Consider the following 22,631-nt stretch of genomic DNA (forward strand, 5'->3'; position numbering starts at 1 on the left):
AAAGCATGTGACGTGACGTACACGTTTGATCCCCTCGTCCCCCGGCCGATCGATCAGCCGACACCCATCGACCTGACCGCCACGTTCACGCCCGAACTCAGCGTCGCGCTCGACGAAGCCAAGATATTCTCTGGGCCAGCTCGGGTCGGCGATCGCGACGCGTGGCGTACTCGCCTCCATGCGTGGCGAGAAGACGCCCGCTCGCGTCACAACTATGTGGGCGCAACCTACGACAACCCGCGCGCCCAGTGGGCGGCCCATTGCCGCACGATTGCGCAGGTGTGGTTGTGGGATGAACTGCTCTATTCGTTTGACGAGAACCGATTCACGCCAGAACTCTTCATCGCGGATGCGAAGGAGCGGTTCGCGGGGCTTGACGGCGTCGTGCTGTGGCACGCGTACCCGATCATCGGTCTCGATGACCGCAATCAGTGGGACTACTACCGCGATGTTCCCGGGCTCCGCCAGCTCGTTGATGACCTCCACGCAGCTGGACTGCGCGTCTTCGTCGACTACAACCCGTGGGATATCGGCACCCGACGTGGCGGCACCGATCAGGACGAGCTTACCGCGGTCATCCGTGACTTCGACGCCGACGGTGTCTTTCTCGACACTTTGAAGAAGGCTGATCCCGAACTCGTCTCCGCCCTAAACACAGCGAAAGAGGGCATCGTTCTCGAAGGCGAAAGCAAGCTCGCCGTCGAGCGCACGGAAGACCACGCTTCATCGTGGGCCCAATTCTTTGCTGACTCCGAGGTGCCGGGTGTTCTGCGCGCACACTGGTACGAGCGTCGCCACATGCAACATCATGTCCGGCGCTGGCACCGTGATCACAGCGAAGAGTTGCAATCGGCCTGGCTCAACGGCGTAGGCCTCATGGTGTGGGAGGTCGTTTTTGGCGTGTGGGTCGGTTGGAGCGAACGCGACGCCAACACGCTACGGCGTCTACTCACTGTCGCCCGCGCAGCTGAAGATCTCCTTCTGACCGGCGAGTGGACTCCGCTCGCCCCGCTAAGCGCAGCAGCAGAATCGGCAGGCGTCTACGCCTCCGCCTGGGAGAAGGACGGCGTCACGCTGTTCACGCTCGTGAACCGCGGTACGACGGACTGGACTGGGCCTCTCACGGATGGCGACGACGCACCCGTCGTCGTGGTTCCGGGGCGTTCAATCGCCGCGGCCACCACCGTCAGTGCAGATGCTCCTGCGTGGTACGCCGAACTTGCGGCGGCGGTGGAAGCCGCCAACGCAATCCCGGCAGGCTCTCCGGCGTTTGAACACCGCATGGCACGTCCGGTCGGGCGCGCTACTACATCGAGTCAGCCGGCATCGGAACCATCGGTGCCGATTGCGAGTGGCGAGCATGTACTCACGGTGCGGTACCGCGCTCGTGAGACGGGAATGTATCAGGGTGCACCGTACGTTGACGAGTTCAAGCCGCTCCCACCGCGCCTCCATGACGCACGAACCTTGCAACGCGAAGTCATACTGGAGCAGGCCGTGCGAGTGGCTGCAACTGAAGTGACCAACGCGCAGTTCGCAGAGTTTGTGGCCACCTCAGGTTACGAACCAGCCGTGCGCCACCGATACCTCGCGCATTGGATTGCGGACGCGCCTGCCGCGGGCACAGAAGCCGACCCGGTGACGTTCGTGAACCTGGATGACGCGCGGGCCTACGCGCAGTGGCGCGGCGCCCGCTTGGTAACTGAAGATGAGTGGCAGTTGGCTGCGGCGAGCGCCGATTTCGGCCGTGGCACACCACGCGTATGGAACTGGACCGATTCTGAGTATTCTGACGGCCGCACGCGTTTTTCCATGATCAAGGGTGGCGCCGACTACTGCGCAGAAGGTTCCGATTGGTACATCGAAGGCGGCATTCATGCGCCCGACTACGCGGTGAAGTATCTCCGTGCCGGGCTCGGGCTTGACCGGTCAGCCACCGTGGGATTCCGTATTGCATGGGATGGGGAGGCATCATGAGCGTCAACACGAACCGAGATGCTGGCGCGCTTGCTGGCATCCGAGTAATCGACACCGCAACCCTGTTCGCTGGCCCCATGGCTGCCATGCATCTCGGCGACAATGGCGCCGAGGTCATCAAGGTTGAGCACCCTACGCGCCCCGACCCGGCCCGCACACACGGTGTCGCGAAGGACGGCATCAACCTGTGGTGGAAGACCCTTGGGCGTAACAAGCAAACCGTGACAGCAAACTTGTCGTCGCCGGGCGGCCGCGAGGTCTTCCTTAAACTCGTAGAGACCGCGGATGTCGTCATCGAGAACTTTCGCCCAGGGACTCTTGAGCGATGGGGTCTCAGCTGGGAAGAATTGAGCGCCCGTAACCCTCGCCTCGTGTTAGCCCGCGTGAGCGGATTTGGTCAAGTGGGCCCGTATCGCACTCGACCCGGGTTTGGCACACTCGCTGAAGCGATGAGTGGATTCGCTGCAATGACGGGTGAGCCCGATGGCCCGCCGACCCTTCCGCCCTTCGGATTGGCCGACGGTGTCGCCTCGTTGGCGACAGCGTTCGCCGTCATGGTCGCACTCAATGCGCGCGAACGCACCGGTGTCGGTCAAGTCGTGGATATCGCCATCATCGAGCCGATCTTGGCGATGCTCGGCCCGCAAATTACTCGGTGGGATCAGCTCCAGTCCGTGCAGCCGCGTACCGGCAACCGCACCATCAACAACGCACCCCGCAATACCTATCGCACGGCGGATGGTCAGTGGGTCGCGATCTCGACGTCAGCACAGTCGATCGCCGAGCGCGTCATGCGTCTGGTCGGCCGTGACGAGCTCATTGATGAACCCTGGTTTGCGTCCGGCCGCGAGCGCGCCCAGCACGCAGACATTCTTGATGAGGCTGTGGGATCGTGGATTGCGCAGCGCTCACGAGACGATGTTATTGCGGCGTTCGAAGCGGCCGAAGCCGCTGTCGCGCCAATCTATGACGCCGAAGACATCTCGAACGATCCGCAGTTCCAGGCCCTCGGAACCATTCACCAGATTACTGACGACGAACTGGGTGCGATGAGCATGCAGGGTCCGCTGTTCCGTCTCTCTGATGCCGATTCGGTTATCGCGTTCACCGGGCGCCCGCACGGCGCGAACACCGACAGCGTGCTGCACGAGCTGGGCTATGACGAGGCAACAATCACCCAGCTCCGGGAAGAGGGCGCGGTATGAGCCGCCCGGTTATCACTCTCCTCTACACCGGAGCCGATCGCACCGAACGCATGGCCGGTGCATGGAAATCTGCGGCCGATGTTGTGATCTTCGATCTGGAAGATGCTGTCGCTGCCTCTCGCAAAGACGAAGCCAGAAACAACCTGCGCGACTTTCTCAGCGGTTCCGCCCCCCGCGCCATCCACGTCCGCATCAATCATTCCTCGACCCCCTGGCACGCTGACGACGTTGCGCTCATCAATGAGGCACCGTCATTCGTGGAGGTACGGGTACCGAAAGTGGAGTCTGCTGCCGACGTGCAGGCGCTCGCGACTGCAATGCCGGAGCGACGACTGCACGTACTTCTGGAAACGGCACTCGGGGTTGAGCGAGCGTTCGAGATCGCTACGGCGCATGAAGCTGTGGCATCGATCGGGCTCGGCGAAGCCGATCTGCGCGGAGATCTGCGCGTGGACGGCGACGAGGGCCTGACCTTTGCGCGCATGCGTGTCGTGTTAGCCGCCCGGGCGGCTGGCCTGCCATCACCCCACATGTCGGTATTCGCAAACGTCCGGGATACAACGGGCCTGGCTGCGTCATGCGCTGATGGCCGCGCACTGGGGTTCCGCGGACGGGCTGCGATACATCCGTCGCAGTTGGAGACGATCGACGCTGCCTTTCGCCCGACGGCCGCCGAACTCGAACGCGCGCGGCTCGTGTTGGCTGCTATCGAAACCGCAACGCAAGCAGGCACCGGGGCGATAGCGCTGGCAGACGGAACCTTCTTAGACGTTGCGATGATCGAACGCGCCCGCGAAACGGTAGCGCTGGCCGAATAGTCTGCGCAGTCGGTGAACGCCGGTGCGTTTCATCAGCGCTGGTAAGTTCCAACACGCAGACAGACGATGGGGCACCGTCTGCGTCATTTCCGACATGATGGGTTCGCATGAAAGCTCCGATCGTTACCGTCGTGCGTCACACAATCGCGCCGCTCACACGGACGAGGTTGTTCCGCGCCTGGGCGCCGAAGCTCATGCCGCCCGTGGAGTTCGTCATCGCCAAAGTCAGCGGCAATCAGGTGCAACTGAGCGGCCTACTCGTGCCATCGCTCGTGTTGCACTGCACGGGCGCGAAAACCGGCCTGGTCCGTGACGTACCGCTCATGTACACACCAGACGGAAACGGACGCGCGATAATCGCAGGCACAAACTTTGCTGGCGGCCGCCACCCCGGCTGGACCGTCAACCTCGCTGCGCACCCGACCGCACAGATCACGGTGCGGGGTCGGGTATTGGAGGTCCAAGCCTCGCGGATCCCGGAATCGGGCCGCGACGCCGCGTGGGCCCGCATCGAAGCACAGTGGCCGGGCTACCGTTCGTACGAGCGAGAATCTGGTCGCGAGGTTCGACTCTTTCTGCTGCAGCCGACCCGCGTGCTCCAGGAGCGCGACGCCTGATCCGTGGTTCCGCACCCCGTGGTTCCATAACAAAAAGGCGGGCTATCCACGTGGATAGCCCACCTCTGTCATTGTGAGGACTACTCCCCCGTCAGACCGCCCAGCAGGTGGCCGAACGACTTGCCCTCACCCAGGTAGTTGGCTGGATCGAACGGGTCGCTGGAGCGCACCGGCTGGTTGGCGGCGATACGGTCGGCAAGCTCGCGCGCGCCCTTGTCGACGCGACGCCCCAACGGTGCCACGTCATCGGCGTTGGTGCCCCAGTCACTGGAGGCGGCAAAGACACCCGACGACACCGTGTCGGCGTGCAGGTACGCAAACAGGGGGCGAATCGCGTAGTCGATGGCCAACGAATGCCGCGCGGTTCCGGCGTTCGCACCGATCAGCACGGGCTTGGCGGCGAGCGAGTCCGGGTCAAGCACGTCAACAAATGACTTGAACAGGCCGGAGTAGCTCGTGGAGAAGATCGGCGTGGCGACGATGAGAGCGTCCGCATCCGTCACCTGAGCGATCATCGCCTCGAGCTCCGTCGGCGCGAAGCCGGTGAGCATGTTGTCGACGATCTGGTGCGCGTAGTCGCGCAGCTCAAACGTCTGGACATCACTGGCAATGCCCCGCTCGGTGAGCTGTTCAACGGTCGCGGCCGCCAAGCGGTCGGCGAGCATGCGTGTCGACGATGGGTTGGAGAGTCCGGCCGAAATGACAACGATACGACGAGTGTCCATGATCTACTTTCGGGTTGCAGCGGCGCCGAAGGCACTACCAGGCTTCGGCGTGGCGTCCTGGTAGGGGCTGGAACCTGCGGTCAGGTTGTCGCCACGGTTTGCGTTGGGGATGGCGACCCGCGGGCCCGCGTCGCCGTACTGCGCCTTCACGCGCTGGGCGTGCGTCGGTGCGTCAGGAACATTCGCGGGACGGTTTAGGGCCAGCTCCTTGCGGAGCACCGGCACGACCTCTTCACCCAGAATGTCAATCTGCTCCAAGACTGTCTTCAACGGCAGACCCGCGTGATCCATCAGGAACAGCTGGCGCTGGTAATCACCGAAGATTTCGCGCATGCCGGCGTAGCGGTCAATGACCTCCTGCGGCGAACCCACCGTGAGCGGGGTCATCTGCGTGAAATCTTCCATCGACGGACCGTGGCCATAGACCGGTGCGTTATCGAAGTACGGGCGGAACTCGTTTTTCGCATCCTGCGAGTTCTTACGGATGAACGCCTGGCCTCCGAGGCCGACAATTGCGGTCTCCGGGGCACCGTGACCGTAGTGCTCCCAACGCTTGCGGTACAGACCAATCAGGCGCTGGTAGTGCTCTGCGGGCCAGAAGATGTTGTTCGCGAAGAAGCCGTCACCGTAGTAGGCGGCCTGCTCGGCAATCTCCGGCGTGCGGATGGAACCATGCCACACGAAGGGTGCAACGCCGTCCAGCGGGCGCGGGGTCGAGGTGAAGCCCTGCAGAGCGGTGCGGAACTTACCCTCGAAGTCCACAACGTCTTCCCGCCACAGGCGGTGCAGCAGGCCGTAGTTCTCGATCGCGAGGGGCAGGCCCTGACGAATGTCCTTACCGAACCAGGGGTACACGGGGCCGGTGTTGCCGCGGCCCATCATCAGGTCCATACGACCGTCAGACAGGTGCTGCAACATCGCGTAGTCTTCAGCGATCTTCACGGGGTCGTTCGTCGTGATCAGCGTCGTGGACGTCGACAGGATGATGCGCTCGGTCTGTGCCGCGATGTACGCGAGCGTTGTCGTGGGTGACGAAGACCAGAACGGCGGGTTGTGGTGTTCGCCGATCGCAAAGACGTCAAGACCGGCCTCTTCAGCGTGCTTGGCCATCGTGACCGCAGCCTTGATGCGCTCGCCCTCGGACGGTGTGCGCCCCGTAGTGGGGTCTTGTGTGATGTCAGAAACGGTCATTAAACCGAACTGCATACCGGGGAAGGTCTGTGAAGTGCTCATTCCATCGCTCCTTGCGATTTGTATGCAACTGAATATACATGATATAACCCCATTCACGCGAATCTATTCCCGTAGCACAAAAACCTCTCTTGCCTTCTCAGCGCAGATACGTAAGTTGGGGCCATGACAGCGTTTAGTCAGATGTCGTCGAAGAAGACGAGGGATCCGTTCTGGGACAACGCGCGATTCCTGTGCATCGTGCTTGTCGTCGCAGGGCACGCCATTCAACCCATGTCTCGCGCCTCCGATATCGCCTACGCGGTCTACCTCGTGATCTACACGTTTCACATGCCAGCGTTTGCGATCATGGCCGGATACTTCTCAAAGTCCGGCCCACCCACCCGCTCCAGCATCAAAGGTGTGATTACCAACCTGTTGGTTCCGTACCTCATCTTTGAAACCATCTGGTCAGCGGTCTCGTTCGCGATCAGTGGCCATCTGAGCCTCAACTACGCATCCGTGTCGTGGACCCTCTGGTTCTTGTTGGCGCTCGCGGTTTTCCGCATCATCATCCCCTACCTCGCGCTCCTGCGCTGGCCCGTCACCATATCCGTTGTCATTTCGGTCGCAGCCGGCTACCTGCCCGCGATCGATTCGACATTCGCCATGGATCGCATCATCGCGTTGATGCCGTTCTTCGTGATCGGCTGGGCGCTGAAAGACCGAGGGATCCTCACGCGCGCAGACTTCTTCGCGCCCCGTCACCCCGCCGTGGTTGCGGCGGCAGGTGCCCTCCTGGCGTCGGCACTCACCATCGCATTTGTGCTCGCGGAACCATTGCGCGCCGACAACATGCAGCGCTGGTTCTTCTTTCGCGAGAGTTACGTTGACCTCTCACTCCCCGAGAATGTGACCCCCGGGCCGTGGGGCGGACTCATCCGCCTCGGCGTCATCGCGCTGGCCCTCCTTATGTGCTGGGCGTTCTTCACCCTCGCTCCGCGCCGCGAGTATCGATGGACGAAGCTCGGCACCTACACGCTGTACGTCTACCTCCTGCACACCTTCGTGCTCTTCCCGCTGCGGGAAACCAAGGTGCCTGGCGAGAATCACACGATCACCGTGGGGCTCGAACCTGACTGGCTGTGGGTCATCATTCTCGTCGTCGGTTCGGTCTGCATCGCATTCTTCTTGTCGTCATCGGTCGTGCGAAAAATCGCACGACCGATTGTGGAACCACGGGTGGACTGGTTGTTTCGCGAGCGTTAGTTTCGAGCACGTCGGCACGCGCCGCCAGAATCGGGGCACGCCCCGCGATGAGTATGTAGAAAGGAATCATGCTCATTCGTAACGTTCGCCCGTGGGGCGCCCCTGCTGTCGACATCGTCATTGCCGACGGCACTATCAGCGAGATCAGCGCGCACGACGCCATGGTTCCGCTCGCTGACGGAGATGTCGACGGCCGCGGTCGCCTGTTACTGCCCTCGTTCAGTGATGTGCACGTGCACCTTGACTCAACGCGCATCGGCCTGCCGTTTCGACCGCACACCGGCGCTCCGGGCGTGTGGGGCATGATGATGAACGACCGCAACAATTGGCGGACCGCCGAGATCGACCTGCCGACGCGCGTTGCGGGCACGCTCGAGACGATGATTGCCCGCGGCACGACCCGCGTGCGCAGCTACGCGCAGGTCGACGTTGATTGCAAACTAGAGAAGTTTGATGCTGTGATGGCCGCGAAGGAGCGGTTTAGCGAGCACGCTGATGTGCAGGTCATGACATTTCCGCAAGCGGGCATTTTGCGCGAGACTGGCACTGTCGAATATCTCGAAGAGTCGCTTCGCCAGGGCGCCGATATCATGGGCGGTATTGACCCATGCCAGCTCGACCGCGACCCGGCGAAGCACCTCGACATTGTGTTTGGGCTGGCCGAAAAGTATCAGGTTGAGGTCGACATTCACCTTCACGAGCCCGGCGAGCTCGGCGTTTTCAGCACCGACCTCGTGATGGAGCGCACGCGGGCCCTCGGCATGCAGGGCAAGGTGACGATGTCACACGCATACGGCCTCGGCGGGGTCAGCGAAGCGGTCAGCCGCCGCCTGATCGATGAGTTCGCCGAGCTCGATATCTCGATGGCAACGATCGCTCCCTCGACATCAACGCATCTCTCCCCCATCGCCCTCACCGAAGCGGGCGTGCGTCTCGGGCTTGGGCAGGACGGTCAGCGCGACTACTGGAGCCCCTACGGCAATGGCGACATGCTCGACCGCACATGGCAACTGGCTTTCACCAACGGATTCCGTCGCGATGACCACATCGAACTCGCGCTCGGTATCGCGTCGTTGGGTGGCGCGTCCATCATGTCGTCGACGGCACCGCGCGTGACCAGTATTGGTCAGCACGACGGAACCGCGGTGGGCGACCGCGCGGATCTGCTGCTTGTCGACGGTGAGACGCCGACGAGTGCTGTGATGGACCGCGGTGCAGATCGCACGGTGATTCACAACGGTCGCGTTGTGGCCGAGGGGTTGCGCGTCGTCAATTTCTGAGGCCCTGGTTCCACCCCTGGCTCCCCACTCCAGGCTCTGCTCCTTGGTTCCGCCCCTGGCTCCGTGCCCTGGTTCCGTCCCCTGGCTCCGTGCGCTAATTTCGTCCCCCTTGGTTCCGCGCCCCCCTTGGTTCCGCGCCCCTTGTTGTGCACGATCGAACCATGCCACGGCGCTCAAAACACGGCGTTTCGCCCCGTCTGCCAAATCTGGTCGTGCATAACAGGAAAAACGCTGGGGCTGTGGCATCGCGAAACCAGGCGGGCAGGTCAGTGGCGCCGCGGAACCATGGGGGCGGAACCAGGGGGCAGGTCAAAGGCGCCGCGGAACCATTGGGGCGGGTTCAGAGACTGGGGCCGGGAGCGCGGGAGCGAGAAGTCGCTCAGATACAAAACGAGAGCCGCCCCACACCAGGGGCGGCTCTCCAAGAATGTTTTGCGCGATTGAACGCGGGCTGCTTAGCGACGCAGACCGAGGCGCTCGATAAGCGAGCGGTAACGGTTGATGTCGACGTCCTGCAGGTAACCCAGCAGGCGGCGGCGCTGACCAACGAGCAGGAACAGGCCACGACGCGAGTGGTGGTCGTGCTTGTGTGCCTTCAGGTGCTCGGTGAGGTCCTTGATGCGCTGCGTCAGCATTGCAACCTGCACCTCGGGGGAACCGGTGTCACCGGGGTGCGTTGCGTACTCTTCCATGATCGCCTTCTTGACGTCTGCTTCGAGTGCCATAGAACCGATCCCCTCTCTGTTAGCTGCGCGGCGCTCGTCACATGGTGTGCGAGCTCTCTTTATCCGCGGCCGATCAAACGGCAACCTCAAGAGTCTATCGCATTATTACGGGAGCGAACGCCACGGCCGCTCCCGGTGTAAACCTCACGGGTAGGCTCAAGGAATGGCTGAGCACGAGAGGTCGTGGTGTTGATGACCCGACACCACGTTGATGTTGAAACCCTCGCCGATTTCGACCACGTGCTTTCGCACCGCGCCACGCTGAGTGGCGTCACGATGCAGTCGATTGACCTCCGCGAGCGCACCAGCGAACTCCAGCGTGTGAGCGTGCTCTGCGCCCTCTTCCTCGGTTGCGAACTCGCCCCGGGTGTCAGTGGAGACTTGCAGGCGCGCGGCGCTCTGGTCTTTCCCGAGGTTCCCACGGTTCCCTTCGACCCGTACCGCGCCGAGCCGTACACCGCTGCCGAACTCTTCGACACCGCTGCGTACGCCGACAGCTTTGACGCGCGCGTGTACGCATGGAGTCGCCAGCACCAAAAGACACACACCGTCGTCGACTCCATCGCGAGCGCACTGCACGACCACGCGATGACCGAGTCACTCACCGAAGCCCTCGCCGCGGTTCCACTCCACCACCGCGTCGGCATCATGGGCGGTCACGGTTCCACCCGCGGCTCAGCCAACTACGCCCAGGCCGCGAATCTCGGCCGCGCCGTTGCGCGCGCTGGCTACGCCGTCTTTACCGGCGGTGGTCCGGGCGCGATGGAGGCCGCGAACCTCGGTGCGTGGCTCGCACCGCACGATGACTACGCCCTGCCGCGAGCGCTCGAGATCCTGGCCGCCGCACCCACGTTCACTCCTGACATTGACGCGTGGGCAGACGCTGCCGCAGACGTACGCCGCCGCTGGCCGCTCGCCGACGCGACTGTGCGCTCGGTCGGCATTCCGACCTGGTTCTACGGGCACGAGCCGCCCAACCAGTTCGCCACGGTCATCGCGAAGTACTTCGCCAACCCGCTGCGCGAAGCCACACTGCTGGAGCGCTGCCAGGGTGGCATCGTCTATCTACCAGGGGCTGCCGGAACCGTGTCTGAAGTCTTCATGGACGCGTGCGAAAACTACTACGCGGCGGAAGAAAACATCGCTCGGATGGTGCTCGTCGGCAAGGCCCAGTGGCAGCAGATTCTGCCGGCGTGGCCGCTCCTCGAAAGCCTCGCCGCCGGTCGCTCGATGCAGAATCACATTCACCTCGTCGACACCGTCGATGAAGCGATCGCGCTACTGACCGGAGACTCCCCCTCATGACCGAACATCGCGGCGCCTTTATCGACCTGCGCCCGTTTAAGGTCAGCCCGGCCTTCGCCCGTATGTGGGTGGGTTCTACTCTCGCGGGCTTGGGCGGCCAGCTCACCCTCGTCGCGGTCATGCTGCACATGTATGCGCTCACGGAGTCGACCTTCGCGGTCGCCATGATTGCGGTCGCGGGCCTCGTGCCGATGATCATCGCCGGGCTCTACGGCGGCATGCTCGCCGACGCGTTTGACCGCCGCACCGTCGCCCTGCTCGCCGCGATCGTCACGTTTGGCTCGACGGCCGTGCTCGCCGCCCTCGCCTGGACAGGCAACACCACCGAAGCCTCGCTCTACATCCTCTCGATCATCAACTCGGCCGCGAACTCCATCGTCATGGCCACTCGCGCCGCGATTGTTCCCCGTCTCATCCCCCGCGAACTCCTGCCCGCCGCTTCTGCTCTGCAGGGCATCACGGTTGGCATCATGGTGATGGCTGGCCCCGCACTCGGCGGCCTCCTCGTCGCCTTCACCGACTACGCCTGGACATACACGATCGACGTCGTACTGATGTCGTTCCTGTTCCTCGGCCTCTGGACGCTCCCGCACCTCCCGCCCGAAGGTGAAACCGTGCGACCAGGCTTGCGCTCCCTCGTCGACGGCTGGACCTTCATCCGCACCTCCCCCAACATCCGCATGCAGTACATCATGGACATCATCGCCATGACGTTCGGGCACCCCGTCGCCCTCTTCCCCGCCGTCGGCGCTCTCATCCTGGGCGGTGGTTCCGTCACCGTCGGCATCCTCACCGCATCGATCGCCGCCGGCGCCTTCATCTGCAGCATCTTCTCCGGCCCCTTCGGCCGCGTGCGCTGGCAGGGCGTCGGCATTGCCCGCTCGATCATCGTGTTCGGTGCCGCAACGACGCTGTTCGGTGGCGTACTACTCCTCGCGAGCTGGGACGCGTTCTCCCCCGGCATCATCGACGACAAGCACGCCAACATCACGCTCATTGTGCTCGCCTGCGTCTTCCTCGCGATTGCGGGCGCCGCCGACAACGTGAGCGCAATCTTCCGCAACACCATGATGCAAGCAGCTGTGCCCGATGCGATGCGCGGACGCCTGCAGGGCGTCTTCACGGTCGTCGTGACCGGCGGGCCCCGCCTCGGCGCGCTCTACATGGGCACGCTCGCCACGATCGGCGCGATCTGGGTGCCGCCCCTGCTCGGCGGCCTCATCATCATGGTGCTGGTGGCGACGCTGCTGCGCGCGAGCGCATCGTTCCGCGCGTACGACGCCCGCGACCCGAAGCCGTAACTACAGCTGGACCAGCAACGCGTCAGCGTCGCGCGGGGGCTTAAGAAGAACGACGGGCGGAACCATGGGGTCGGCGTGCCAGGTGCGGATTCGGGTGCGCTTGGAGCAAAGAACAGCCCCCGGCGTGATGCCGAGGGCTGTTTCAGGTATCAGGACTTAGCCGACAGCGACCAGGTCGATGATGAAGATGAGGGTCTTGCCGCCGAGGAAGTGACCGGAACCAGCCGGACCGTACGCGAGGTGCGGCGGGATCACGAGTTCGCGGCGACCGCCGACCTTCATGCCCGGGATGCCGTCCTGCCAGCCCTGGATCAGGCCGCGCAGCGGAAACTGAATCGTCTCGCCACGGCCCCACGACGAGTCGAACTCTTCACCGGTGTCGTACTCGACGCCAGCGTAGTGAACGGTGACGTTGTCGCCGGGCTTAGCCTCGTCGCCATCACCAACGGTGATGTCGCGAATGACAAGCTCAGCGGGCGCGGGGCCCTCGGGAGCGTCGAACTCAGGCTTCGTAAGGTTTGTCATGTCTCAATCCAATCGTGTGTGAGGCGTGCGGTCAAAGCTTCGCCGGGTTTCTCATCAAAAACAGGGAAAGCCTTGACTTTGTTCACGGGCGGGCGCATTCTGATGGCAGATCAACTCAGCACCCGGAAGACTTGCAGGCTTCGCCGCAGCACCGGGTGCTGAGTCTTTTATTCGGTGACTTTCTCAGCGCGCCAGCAACTGGTTCCGCGTTGCCATCGTGCGCTGCAACAGCACGTGCTCATCGATCCCCGCCTGCGGGTCACGGCCCGAAATTGCACGCTGACGCGTGGCCGCGAGCTCGTTCGCGTCGGCGATGAATTGCTTCATGACCTTGGCCCGATCGCCCGGCAGGCTGCGCGCCCAGTGCATCGCGGAGGCACGCCCCGGCTTTGTGGCGAGCATTTCCACCTCTTGCGGAGTGAACCATCCGGCCATCGCGTAGTCACCGAGGCGCGCGCGGGTGAGGCGTGCTTCTTCAATTTTCAGCCAGCGAATAACGAGGATGAACGTGATGAACAGCGGAAACTGAATCACGGCGTAGAGGAGGAAGAAGGTTCCTTCTCCGGGAAGGAAAGTGGAACCATTCCACAGTGCGTGCAGAGCAATGGCGGCGAGCAAACCGACGAAGAACGAGGGCAACACGGCACCACCCTTGCGTCCCTTTCGCGCCGCGAGACCGAGCGCGTAGCCGGTGCAGGCGGTGAACATCGCGTGGCAGAACGGCGACATGATGCCGCGCATGAAGAAGATCGGGCCGAGGCTCTCGGCACCGCCGGAGATGAACTGCACGCCGAAGTACTGGATGTTTTCGGTGAACGCGAAGCCCGCACCGACGAGCGCTCCGTACACGACGCCATCGACGGGGCCGTCCAGCGCACGCTTACCGATGACCATGATGAGCAAGAGGCCGAGGCCCTTCGCAATTTCTTCGACGATGGGTGCGCGAATCACGCTGCTGATAAACAGGCCGTCATAGCCGCGCGGCACCATCGGATCGGTGGCCATCACCACGAGGAGCGTAAGCGCAATACTCACGATGGCACCCCACCCGAGGGCGAAAATCATCATGCGCAGGGGTTCCGGCTCCCACCGGTCAATGAGGTGAACACCAGTGATCACGATGGCGAGGGGAACCAGCGCCATGATGAACCCGAGCGTGGATGCGCCTTGCCCGAGACCGGCCGTAAAGTACGCACCGACCAGAAGGAGCACGAACCCGAGGATCACCCAGATCCACCACGGAACATGGCGACCAGGCTTCATCGTGACGTTTGCGAAAACGTTCACGTGATGCGCCGGTGCTTGTGTAATTGTCGCAGGGTGTCCCCACTGCGGTTGCGCCATCGGAGATGCATATTGTGGCTGATAGCCGTAGTCCCCCGTTGGCGGTGTCAAACCATTGCCATACGTCATGGCACAAACCTACAGGCCTCGGCACATATTCACCGGGATAGATTAGAAGAATGCGTTTTGCCCACCTGACCGGAGTCTCCGGTACGGATCCCCAGTTGTGCGCGCTGATGAGTGACAACACGGCCGTCGTCGTGTCGAATTTGTTCAGCGGAGCCCCATCAACCCTTAATGAACTTATCGCCGGCGGTGACGATCTTCTTGCCCGCGTGCGCGACGCTTCAGCCGCCGCTCCCGTGGTTCCGCTCGCCGACCTCGGCTTCGGCCCTTCGGTACCGGCCCCGCCCGCAATTTTGGCGGTCGGCCTGAACTACGCCGCGCACTCTTCTGAGCTCGGACTCAAGACCGATAGCGCGCCCACCGTCTTCACACTGTGGCCCAACTCACTGACCGGTCACGAGCAGACCACGGTGTGGCCGCGAGCCCTCAGCGAGTCGGTCGACTACGAAGCAGAGCTCGGCGTCATCATCGGCCGCCCGGCACTCAATGTCACCGCCGACGAAGCACTCGACTACGTGTGGGGCTATACCGTGGTCAACGACATCACCGCACGTGACATTCAGTTCTCTGAAGCTCAGTGGTGCCGGTGCAAGTCGTTTGACGGCTTCACGCCCACCGGCCCTGTTGTCGTCACGCGTGATGAAATTGCGAACCCGCAAGATCTGCACATTTGGGCCGTCGTCGACGGTCACACCGTGCAAGACGCATCGACCGACCAGATGGTGCGCTCGGTTGCCACCCTGATTGCGCACTTGTCGCAGTCGGTCACGCTGCAGCCGGGCACGCTCATCTCGACCGGCAGCCCCGGTGGTGCCGGGTACTCGCGCGATCCGCAGATCTTCCTGCGCGATCGTTCGACCGTGACCGTCGGCATCGATGGCATTGGCGAGCTCACGACACACTGTCGCATCACCGACTAACTTTTCGTTAAACGACTGTGGGGCCCCACCGATTGGTGAGGCCCCACAGTCGTTTTGCGACGTCGTTAGTTCTGAACGTCGTCGCTCGTGATGATGTTCTCCGCAGCCTGCACAACCGGAACCGCTGCGGTGACAGTCTCAAGACCCGACAGGCGTGCGGGCGAGATCTGCTTCATGACCTCTTCGCGCGACATGAGGCCAGCCTCGACAACCAGGTCAGCAATGTTGTGACCGGTCATGAGAGCCGTCTTGGCCAATGCTGCTGCCGACGAGTAGCCGATGAACGGCGTGAGAGCCGTGACAACGCCAACCGACGAGCCCACCATGGCACCGAGGCGCTCACGGTTAGCCGTGATGCCGTCGACGCAGTTGACGCGCAGCGTCCACATGGCCTGGCGCATCCAGGTGATCGACTGGAAGATCGAGTGCGCGATAACCGGCTCAAACGCGTTCAGCTGGAGCTGACCACCCTCGACCGCCATCGTAACCGTGACGTCAGCACCGGCGACCGCGAACGCGACCTGGTTGACGACCTCGGGGATAACCGGGTTGACCTTGCCGGGCATGATCGACGAGCCGGCCTGGCGTGCAGGCAGGTTGATCTCGCCAAAACCAGCCTGCGGCCCCGACGACAGCAGACGCAGGTCGTTGCAGATCTTCGAGAGCTTGATGGCATTGCGCTTGAGCGATGCCGAGAACGACATGAATGCACCCGTGTCGCTGGTGGACTCGACGAGGTCGGTCGCCGTCTCGAGGTCAAGACCCGTGATCTCGTTGAGGTGCTTCAACACAACGGCCGCGTACTGCGGGTGCGCCGTGATACCGGTGCCGATAGCGGTGGCACCCATGTTGATCTCGGTGAGAAGCTTCGCGTTCTCCGACATGCGGCTGTAATCCTCGCCGAGAGTCGTGGCGAAGCCGTGGAACTCCTGGCCCAGGGTCATCGGAACCGCATCCTGCAGCTGGGTGCGCCCCACCTTGAGAATGTCGTGGAACTCGACAGCCTTGTCGAGGAAGCTCTTTCGCAGCAGTGCGAGTTCTTCCAGCAGGGTCTGCAGCGTCAGCGCCAGCCCGATCTTGATTGCCGTGGGGTAGACGTCGTTCGTCGACTGGCTGCGGTTCGTGTCATCGATCGGTGAGAGGAAGTCGTAGTCGCCCTTTTCGCGACCCGCCATCTCCAGCGCGATGTTGGTGATGACCTCGTTCGCGTTCATGTTCGACGAGGTTCCGGCACCACCCTGAATCACACCAACGGTGAATTCCTCGATGAACTCGCCATCGATCACGCGCCGCGCAGCGGCGTCGATCAGGTTAGCCTTCTCCTGCGAAAGCACACCGATTTCGGCGTTCGCTCGAGCAGAAGCCTGCTTGACCATCGCGAGTCCGCGAACCAGATCCGGGTACACCGAGATCGGTCGCTTGGCGATCGGAAAGTTTTCCTGCGCTCGTGCCGTATGAATGCCCCAATAGGCATCCGCGGGGATCTCGAGGGATCCGATGGAGTCAGATTCGGTACGAGTGCGCATCGTTGCGTCCAATGTTGCTTCCTTGTGGGTCGCGGCCAATGTGGGGAGGGTCCTCCCAGCCTAGCCCGGTATTCGCACCCAGACCATTGCGCCGAGCGGTCTTGCGGCGGAAGGAACCACGGAATGCAAAAGTGCCACGGTGTCGCGGGAACACCGTGGCACTTATTGAGCATTAATTAGTGATTGAACACGATCAGCAGAATCGCGAAGATCACAGCACCGCCACAAACGGCGAAGCAGGCGTACGCACCGAACAGCGCGAGCTTCTTCTGCCCGTCCGTCAGGGGGCTACGCTTGGCAGCCTTGGCCGCGGCCTTTGCCGCACGCTGGCGTTCCTTTTCGGAAATCACGGCAATCGCGTCAGTAAATTCAGCGGGACCAACGACGGGTGCGCGGCCAGCGCGAACCAGCAGCCGCAAGCCCATCGCGTAGAACGACACGAGCACGGTTGCGCCGATAAACGCGGCGATGAAGACCTGAGCGAACGCCCCCCAGTCAATTTCGATGTTCATCGTGCGCCTCCCTCGTCGTTGCTCGGGTTACTGCCATTCGCGGGAGCCTTTGTCGCCTTTTCAGCCGACTTCTTGGCCTTACGCTCCACGTCAATGCGTTCCTTCTCGCGAAGAACGTCAGCGGTGTGGTGCTTGTCTTGAGCGCGCTTCTCTGCCTTCTTAGCAGCCTTCTCAGCCTGCAAGATCATACGCTGGCGGCGCGTGGGCGGCGGGTTCTTCTTCACCTTGACGGCGGTGCCCGAGTCAGCGACCTCGCTCATCGCGTTGTTAGCGGAGACCTCGTCACGACGCGAACGCAGGAAGATGCCGAGAATAACGGCGACGGCGATGACAGCATCGATAACGACACCCCACGTGCCAAGCCATACGACGACGAGAGCTGCGAGAGCGCCAACACCACCGGCAGCCGGAAGTGTGAGAACCCAACCGATCATGATGCGACCAGCGGTGCCCCAACGCACCTTAGACCCGCGGCGACCAAGACCAGAACCGATGACGGAACCCGAGGCAACCTGAGTGGTCGACAGTGCGAAACCGAGAGCCGAAGACGCGAGAATCGTGGCCGAAGTCGACGACTCCGCGGCGAAGCCCTGCGCGGGCTTCACATCGGTGAGGCCCTTACCGAGGGTACGGATGATGCGCCAGCCACCCATGTAGGTTCCGAGGGCGATCGTGACAGCACAGGCGATAACGACCCACAACTGCGGCTGCGACGCCGTCTGCCAACCGATCGCGATGAGCGCGAGCGTAATGACACCCATCGTCTTTTGTGCGTCATTGGTTCCGTGTGCCAGCGCAACGAGACTCGACGTGAAGATCTGGCCCCAGCGGAATCCGTCGCGACCGTCAGGCTTGCCGTCGTAGCGACGCGTCATGCCGTACGCGACCTTCGTCACGACGAACGCGATAATTCCGGCGGTGAGCGGTGCGATCAGCGCGGGCAGCACAACCTTGGTGATGACGATGCCGAAGTCGATGGCCAACGCACCGGCACCCACGAGCGTGGCACCGATCAGGCCGCCGAACAGAGCGTGCGACGAGCTCGACGGCAGGCCGAGCAACCAGGTCAGCATGTTCCACGTAATGGCGCCGATCAGGCCGGCGAAGATCAGCGAGGGGAAGAGACTCGCGGGGTTATCCGCCGACATCAGCGCGTCTTCCTTGATCATGCCGCCCGAAATGGTCTTGGCGACCTCCGTGGAGAGGAAGGCACCAACCAGGTTCAAGAGGGCGGCAAGAATAACCGCGGTCTTGGGCTTCAGCGCGCCCGTCGCGATGGGCGTTGCCATCGCGTTCGCGGTGTCATGAAATCCGTTAGTGAAATCAAAAAACAGTGCCAGCAGGATGACCAGCACAACAATTAAGGCTGCGGTTTCCACCGTTGACTTTCGTGGGGGAAGGAAAAGGGAACAGGCGTCGAAGGACTCGACATGACGAACGAAGAGTTCACCGTTATTTCACGAACCGGCAACCGGCCGATCAAATCTTTTCATCCCTCCGCGATTCGGTCAACTCAGCACTAGACCTTTGGCTACCACCGGGTAGCGTGGAGAAGTGACTGAACGACTCTCTGCCCCGCGTGCGCGACAGCACCCTCAGGCCCGCACCCACCACGGCGACACCTTCATGGATCCCTACGAATGGCTGCGCGAGAAGGACAATGCCGAGGTCATTACGCACCTCGAAGCAGAAAACGCGTTCACTGAGCAAGAGAACGCTCACCTCGAGCCGCTTCGCGAGACAATCATCCAGGAGCTCAAGTCCCGCACCCAGGAGACTGATCTGTCGGTTCCGACCCGCAAGGGCGACTGGTGGTACTACGGTCGCACGCTCGAGGGCAAGCAGTACGGCATTCAGTGCCGGGCACCGCTCACCTCCCCCGATGACTGGACGCCACCCGTCCTCTCCCCTGACACCGAGGTTCCGGGCGAGCAAATTCTCTTCGATGGCAACGTCGAAGCCGAAGGCCACGAGTTCTTCTCCCTCGGCAGCTTCGACATTTCGCGCGACGGAACCCGCATGCTGTGGGCAACCGACGTCACGGGTGACGAGCGCTACACCGTGCGCGTGCGCGACCTCGTCACGGGCGAAACGTTCGCCGACGTGATTGAAGGCACCGCGGGCGGCGCAGAGCTCACGCCCGACGGCCTCGCCATCATTTACACGACGGTCGACGAGGCGTGGCGCCCCGATACCGTGTGGATGCACACGATCGGCGGAGACGTCACGGCCCCCACCCGACTCTTCCACCAGCCCGACGAGCGCTTTTGGGTCGGTGCGGGCTTCTGCCGGTCAGACCGGTACCTGATGATCGGACAGAGCACGTCCATCACGAGCGAGGTGCTGCTGCTTGATGCCGACGATCTGCTGGCGGAACCACGGATCGTGTGGCCGCAAGCGGAGGGTGTCGAGTACAGCGTCGACCACGCGGTGATTGACGGCGAGGATGTGCTGTTCATCGTGCACAACGATGGCGCCCTCGACTTTGAGCTGGTGCGCGTGTCCGCGAACGACCCGCAAGGCGAGCGCACCGTGATCATGCCGCACACGACGGGCACGCGAATTCTCGACATCGACTGCTTCCGTGACTTCACTGTTGTTGAGTACCGTCGCGAAGGTCTCGCCCGCATGGCGAAGCTCGACCACGCGACCGGTGCCGTCAGTGAGGTTGAGTTTGACGAGCCACTGTTTGCCGTTGGTGTCAGCGGCAACTCCGAGTGGGCACCGCAACTGATTCGCTTTGGCTACGCGTCGTTTGTGACGCCGGGGTCGGTGTTTGACTGGGATCCGGCGACGGGCGAGAAGTTCTTGCGTAAGCAGCAGCCGGTGCTCGGTGGCTACGATGCCGCGGACTACGGCCAATCTCGCGTCTGGGCGCGTGCTGATGACGGCACCGAGGTTCCGGTGTCCCTCGTGTGGAAGCGCTCGTTCGGCGAGCCCGGCGATTCGCCCCGCCCCGTGCACCTGTATGGATACGGCTCGTACGAGCACTCGATCGACCCCGGATTCTCGAGCATGCGCCTGTCGGCGCTGGACCGCGGCGTGATCTTCGCGGTCGCCCACATTCGTGGCGGCGGCGAAATGGGGCGTGCGTGGTACGAGGAGGGCAAGCTCCTCGCGAAGAAGAACACGTTCTCTGACTTCGTCGCGGTCGCGCGTCACCTCGTCGACTCGGGCGTGACCACGGCCGATCGCATGGTTGCCGAGGGCGGCAGTGCGGGTGGGCTGCTTATGGGTGCCGTGGCCAACCTGGCGCCGGAACTCTTTGCTGGCGTGCTCGCGTCGGTTCCGTTTGTCGACGCACTCACCACGATTCTTGACCCGTCTCTCCCCCTCACGGTGATCGAGTGGGACGAGTGGGGCGACCCGTTGCACAACGCCGATGTATACGAATACATGAAGTCGTACACGCCCTACGAGAATGTCGCCGAGGGCGTGACGTATCCGCGGATTCTCGCGGTGACCTCACTCAACGACACTCGCGTCTACTACGTCGAGCCGGCGAAGTGGGTCGCGCGTCTTCGTGACGTCGGCGCCGACGTACAGCTCAAGTGCGAAATGGTGGCCGGCCACGGCGGCGTCACCGGACGCTACAACTCGTGGCGCGAGCGCGCCTACGAACTGGCCTGGATGTTCGACGTCCTCGGCGTCGCTGGCGACTAAGGCTGGGGTTTCTCCCTCGGTTCATAATTCTTACGACGAAAGCCGCGGCTCCCGGTGAGGGAGACCTCCGGCTCGGGGGTCGGCGACATTCGAAGGATGACACGGAACCTCTGGTTAGAGCACGGCAAGGATCGTCGCTTGAACAAGTGGCCATTCGTGAATGACCATTTCGTAGTCAAACCGCAGCGGCCGATAGCCACGACGCGTTGCCGCTGCGTCGCGCTTGAGATCCTTGTGGCGTTTTGACGGGCCCTCATGGTTCTCCCGGCCGTCAAGCTCGATGATGACGCGATCAATGAGGAGGTCGACTATCCCGACGCCGGTGATCCTTACCTGCGTGCGCGCCGAAATTCCCAGTTCATGAAGCCGCAGTCGTGTGAGCGATTCGAGGCCGCTCTCAACATCCAAACGTGCAAAATCAACCAATCTCCTGTGTCGGTGCGCGACGCGCGCTCGAATCCAGGCCCGGTCTGCACGGGAGATGAGCTGCTTCTTTAGCGCCGACTCGAGCGCCGCAAAGAAGACATCGCCACCAAGGCACTTGGCCACCTGCACAAGGGCGACGCGGACCGGAACGACTCCGAAACCACGCGAGTGCGCATCGCGATGCACGACACAAGAGCATCCGTCATGTGCGTGCACTCGAGAGTGTTCCCCGACACGGACGTGCACACCCCTAATATCCGCGCGCACCCAGACACCGTGAATGCGCAATGCGGCAGCGCACGCCAGCATGCCCCCATGGTGCGCAGCGACAGCGAGGGGGCTATTCGCAACTGTGACGTATACGCCGATTCTGATTCGTGTCAGGCGCCCACTTGCGAGGGCGGTCTCGATGTCGGCACGAGACATGCCCGCGGTGCGCAGAGCTTCCGTACGAAAGACATGTCCGACATCGATCACTGGTTCACTGTTCATTCCCTCAGGTTCGCCGCACACGTTCTTGCGGTCTCCGCGGCAGACGCGTCTGGGGAGAGGTGGCAGATCAGGCGAGTTGGGGAGGAAGCACGCACTGCCGGATGTCGGGGATTTCTTTCATCCCGTAGCGATGAGGCGAGAAATCGCACTCATTCGGGCAGTTTTACCGACATCCGGTTGTATCGCTGGCCCCGCGCCCAGCCCAGTCCAGCCCTGCTCAGCCGTGCCCGGCCCTGCCCTGCCATCGTTCCGACTCGTGCGATGGGCACGCTTGGAGAACCGCGGTCGTCACACCCTGGTTCCGTCGACCGCGCGTCGGGGAAATCACGTTACGCAAGCACGGATCGAGCTGATCCGCACGAGCTTTGCCGAAAACCCCGACGTGCGGCGCGCGTTAACGCGAAGGCGAAGCCGGGCTAGGCGAAGCCGGGCTACGCCAAGCCAAGCCAAGCCAAGCCAGGCCTCGCCAGGCCAGGCCAGGCCAGGGCGAGTCAACCGTGCGGCGCGACCGCGGGTTCCGCCCGCGGTGCACCGTGATGAAGCCGCACGTCCGAAGAAGACGGCACGCATGTCGCGACGAGGCGATTTCGGCGGCCGGTCGACTCATTTCCCCGACATGCGGCGGTGGTGGTGACGTATTTGCCGAGAAACGACGAAAGCCGCGGCTCCCGGTGAGGGAGACGCGGCTTTCGTGACGTGTGGCTGGCGGAAGCAGGAGGCCGGAACCAGAGGTTCGGAACCAGAGGGCCGGAATCTGAGGGCTGG

19 protein-coding genes and 1 pseudogene are annotated in these 22,631 nt (G+C 62.9%); 10 read left to right on the plus strand and 10 right to left on the minus strand.

The features are described from left to right. Positions 1-12: 12 nt before the first annotated feature. From ACQUSY_RS05830 to ACQUSY_RS05845, 4 genes are all read left to right on the plus strand, one after another. Positions 13-1,977 (plus strand): formylglycine-generating enzyme family protein, encoded by a 1,965-nt coding sequence (locus tag ACQUSY_RS05830; RefSeq protein ID WP_428903565.1) that lies wholly within the window; start codon positions 13-15, stop codon positions 1,975-1,977. Continuing rightward, a complete protein-coding gene (locus ACQUSY_RS05835; protein WP_428903566.1) occupies positions 1,974-3,182 on the plus strand; it encodes a CaiB/BaiF CoA transferase family protein in 1,209 nt (402 codons plus the stop codon). The genes ACQUSY_RS05830 and ACQUSY_RS05835 overlap by 4 nt, the downstream gene beginning before the upstream one ends. Further along, positions 3,179-4,000: an HpcH/HpaI aldolase/citrate lyase family protein gene (locus ACQUSY_RS05840; protein WP_428903567.1), complete on the plus strand. Its 822-nt coding sequence runs from the start codon at positions 3,179-3,181 to the stop codon at positions 3,998-4,000. The genes ACQUSY_RS05835 and ACQUSY_RS05840 overlap by 4 nt, the downstream gene beginning before the upstream one ends. Before the next feature lie 107 nt (positions 4,001-4,107). Beyond that, a complete protein-coding gene (locus ACQUSY_RS05845; protein WP_428903568.1) occupies positions 4,108-4,617 on the plus strand; it encodes a nitroreductase family deazaflavin-dependent oxidoreductase in 510 nt (169 codons plus the stop codon). A gap of 80 nt (positions 4,618-4,697) precedes the next feature. Here ACQUSY_RS05845 and ACQUSY_RS05850 read toward each other — a convergent pair whose 3' ends face one another. Both ACQUSY_RS05850 and ACQUSY_RS05855 read right to left on the minus strand, forming a co-directional pair. Continuing rightward, entirely contained in the window at positions 4,698-5,342 is a 645-nt protein-coding gene (locus ACQUSY_RS05850; RefSeq protein ID WP_428903569.1) for an FMN reductase, read from the minus strand. A 3-nt stretch (positions 5,343-5,345) separates the two neighbouring features. Next, complete coding sequence (locus ACQUSY_RS05855; protein ID WP_428903627.1) at positions 5,346-6,548, minus strand: LLM class flavin-dependent oxidoreductase; 1,203 nt, start codon at positions 6,546-6,548, stop codon at positions 5,346-5,348. Between the two features lie 150 nt (positions 6,549-6,698). On the opposite strand from ACQUSY_RS05855, the gene ACQUSY_RS05860 reads away from it, so the two are divergent. Both ACQUSY_RS05860 and ACQUSY_RS05865 read left to right on the plus strand, forming a co-directional pair. Then, positions 6,699-7,781 carry an acyltransferase family protein gene (locus ACQUSY_RS05860; RefSeq protein ID WP_428903570.1) on the plus strand — a complete coding sequence of 361 codons (1,083 nt, stop codon included), beginning with the start codon at positions 6,699-6,701 and terminating at the stop codon, positions 7,779-7,781. A gap of 68 nt (positions 7,782-7,849) precedes the next feature. Further along, positions 7,850-9,061 carry an amidohydrolase family protein gene (locus ACQUSY_RS05865; RefSeq protein ID WP_428903571.1) on the plus strand — a complete coding sequence of 404 codons (1,212 nt, stop codon included), beginning with the start codon at positions 7,850-7,852 and terminating at the stop codon, positions 9,059-9,061. Positions 9,062-9,516: 455 nt separating this feature from the next. On the opposite strand, the gene rpsO is transcribed toward ACQUSY_RS05865, so the two are convergent. Continuing rightward, positions 9,517-9,786, minus strand: coding sequence for a 30S ribosomal protein S15 (gene rpsO / locus ACQUSY_RS05870; protein WP_428903572.1), 270 nt, complete (start codon positions 9,784-9,786; stop codon positions 9,517-9,519). 192 nt (positions 9,787-9,978) lie between these two features. Between rpsO and ACQUSY_RS05875 the strand changes: the two genes are divergently transcribed. Together ACQUSY_RS05875 and ACQUSY_RS05880 are read left to right on the plus strand one after the other, a co-directional pair. Then, positions 9,979-11,091 carry an LOG family protein gene (locus ACQUSY_RS05875; RefSeq protein WP_428903628.1) on the plus strand — a complete coding sequence of 371 codons (1,113 nt, stop codon included), beginning with the start codon at positions 9,979-9,981 and terminating at the stop codon, positions 11,089-11,091. Next, positions 11,088-12,392: an MFS transporter gene (locus tag ACQUSY_RS05880; RefSeq protein WP_428903573.1), complete on the plus strand. Its 1,305-nt coding sequence runs from the start codon at positions 11,088-11,090 to the stop codon at positions 12,390-12,392. Before ACQUSY_RS05875 ends, ACQUSY_RS05880 begins: the two co-directional genes overlap by 4 nt. 156 nt (positions 12,393-12,548) lie before the next feature. On the opposite strand, the gene ACQUSY_RS05885 is transcribed toward ACQUSY_RS05880, so the two are convergent. Both ACQUSY_RS05885 and ACQUSY_RS05890 read right to left on the minus strand, forming a co-directional pair. After that, positions 12,549-12,917 carry an FKBP-type peptidyl-prolyl cis-trans isomerase gene (locus ACQUSY_RS05885; protein ID WP_428903574.1) on the minus strand — a complete coding sequence of 123 codons (369 nt, stop codon included), beginning with the start codon at positions 12,915-12,917 and terminating at the stop codon, positions 12,549-12,551. Between the two features lie 183 nt (positions 12,918-13,100). Further along, positions 13,101-14,204 carry a PrsW family intramembrane metalloprotease gene (locus tag ACQUSY_RS05890; protein ID WP_428903575.1) on the minus strand — a complete coding sequence of 368 codons (1,104 nt, stop codon included), beginning with the start codon at positions 14,202-14,204 and terminating at the stop codon, positions 13,101-13,103. A gap of 176 nt (positions 14,205-14,380) precedes the next feature. On the opposite strand from ACQUSY_RS05890, the gene ACQUSY_RS05895 reads away from it, so the two are divergent. Continuing rightward, on the plus strand, positions 14,381-15,247 hold the full coding sequence (locus ACQUSY_RS05895; RefSeq protein ID WP_428903576.1) for a fumarylacetoacetate hydrolase family protein: 867 nt from the start codon (positions 14,381-14,383) through the stop codon (positions 15,245-15,247). A gap of 65 nt (positions 15,248-15,312) precedes the next feature. Here ACQUSY_RS05895 and ACQUSY_RS05900 read toward each other — a convergent pair whose 3' ends face one another. The 3 genes from ACQUSY_RS05900 to ACQUSY_RS05910 form a co-directional block, all read right to left on the minus strand. Continuing rightward, entirely contained in the window at positions 15,313-16,773 is a 1,461-nt protein-coding gene (locus ACQUSY_RS05900; protein ID WP_428903577.1) for an aspartate ammonia-lyase, read from the minus strand. Positions 16,774-16,949: 176 nt separating this feature from the next. After that, positions 16,950-17,285 carry a peptidase gene (locus ACQUSY_RS05905; protein WP_428903578.1) on the minus strand — a complete coding sequence of 112 codons (336 nt, stop codon included), beginning with the start codon at positions 17,283-17,285 and terminating at the stop codon, positions 16,950-16,952. Beyond that, the gene (locus tag ACQUSY_RS05910; RefSeq protein ID WP_428903579.1) at positions 17,282-18,664 is read right to left on the minus strand and encodes an inorganic phosphate transporter; all 1,383 of its coding nucleotides are present in this window, start codon (positions 18,662-18,664) and stop codon (positions 17,282-17,284) included. Before ACQUSY_RS05910 ends, ACQUSY_RS05905 begins: the two co-directional genes overlap by 4 nt. Positions 18,665-18,839: 175 nt before the next feature. On the opposite strand from ACQUSY_RS05910, the gene ACQUSY_RS05915 reads away from it, so the two are divergent. Next, complete coding sequence (locus tag ACQUSY_RS05915) at positions 18,840-20,948, plus strand: S9 family peptidase (RefSeq protein WP_428903580.1); 2,109 nt, start codon at positions 18,840-18,842, stop codon at positions 20,946-20,948. 114 nt (positions 20,949-21,062) lie between these two features. Here ACQUSY_RS05915 and ACQUSY_RS05920 read toward each other — a convergent pair whose 3' ends face one another. Then, positions 21,063-21,560, minus strand: a complete 498-nt coding sequence (locus tag ACQUSY_RS05920; protein WP_428903629.1) for an endonuclease domain-containing protein — start codon at positions 21,558-21,560, stop codon at positions 21,063-21,065. Positions 21,561-21,740: 180 nt separating this feature from the next. Beyond that, positions 21,741-21,866, minus strand: a pseudogene (locus ACQUSY_RS05925) (type IV toxin-antitoxin system AbiEi family antitoxin domain-containing protein); the annotation flags it as partial. Between the last annotated feature and the right edge of the window lie 765 nt (positions 21,867-22,631).

Source organism: Microbacterium daqui (genome assembly GCF_050408675.1).
Lineage (GTDB): Bacteria > Actinomycetota > Actinomycetes > Actinomycetales > Microbacteriaceae > Microbacterium.

What these genes read in the sequence shown, in the direction of transcription:
- ACQUSY_RS05885 (WP_428903574.1), bottom strand. Translation starts at nt 12,917, where the DNA reads ATGACAAACCTTACGAAGCCTGAGTTCGACGCTCCCGAGGGCCCCGCG.
- ACQUSY_RS05895 (WP_428903576.1), top strand. Translation starts at nt 14,381, where the DNA reads ATGCGTTTTGCCCACCTGACCGGAGTCTCCGGTACGGATCCCCAGTTG.
- ACQUSY_RS05905 (WP_428903578.1), bottom strand. Translation starts at nt 17,285, where the DNA reads ATGAACATCGAAATTGACTGGGGGGCGTTCGCTCAGGTCTTCATCGCC.
- ACQUSY_RS05875 (WP_428903628.1), top strand. Translation starts at nt 9,979, where the DNA reads ATGACCCGACACCACGTTGATGTTGAAACCCTCGCCGATTTCGACCAC.
- ACQUSY_RS05900 (WP_428903577.1), bottom strand. Translation starts at nt 16,773, where the DNA reads ATGCGCACTCGTACCGAATCTGACTCCATCGGATCCCTCGAGATCCCC.
- ACQUSY_RS05840 (WP_428903567.1), top strand. Translation starts at nt 3,179, where the DNA reads ATGAGCCGCCCGGTTATCACTCTCCTCTACACCGGAGCCGATCGCACC.
- rpsO (WP_428903572.1), bottom strand. Translation starts at nt 9,786, where the DNA reads ATGGCACTCGAAGCAGACGTCAAGAAGGCGATCATGGAAGAGTACGCA.
- ACQUSY_RS05880 (WP_428903573.1), top strand. Translation starts at nt 11,088, where the DNA reads ATGACCGAACATCGCGGCGCCTTTATCGACCTGCGCCCGTTTAAGGTC.
- ACQUSY_RS05835 (WP_428903566.1), top strand. Translation starts at nt 1,974, where the DNA reads ATGAGCGTCAACACGAACCGAGATGCTGGCGCGCTTGCTGGCATCCGA.
- ACQUSY_RS05865 (WP_428903571.1), top strand. Translation starts at nt 7,850, where the DNA reads ATGCTCATTCGTAACGTTCGCCCGTGGGGCGCCCCTGCTGTCGACATC.
- ACQUSY_RS05845 (WP_428903568.1), top strand. Translation starts at nt 4,108, where the DNA reads ATGAAAGCTCCGATCGTTACCGTCGTGCGTCACACAATCGCGCCGCTC.
- ACQUSY_RS05860 (WP_428903570.1), top strand. Translation starts at nt 6,699, where the DNA reads ATGACAGCGTTTAGTCAGATGTCGTCGAAGAAGACGAGGGATCCGTTC.
- ACQUSY_RS05850 (WP_428903569.1), bottom strand. Translation starts at nt 5,342, where the DNA reads ATGGACACTCGTCGTATCGTTGTCATTTCGGCCGGACTCTCCAACCCA.
- ACQUSY_RS05855 (WP_428903627.1), bottom strand. Translation starts at nt 6,548, where the DNA reads ATGCAGTTCGGTTTAATGACCGTTTCTGACATCACACAAGACCCCACT.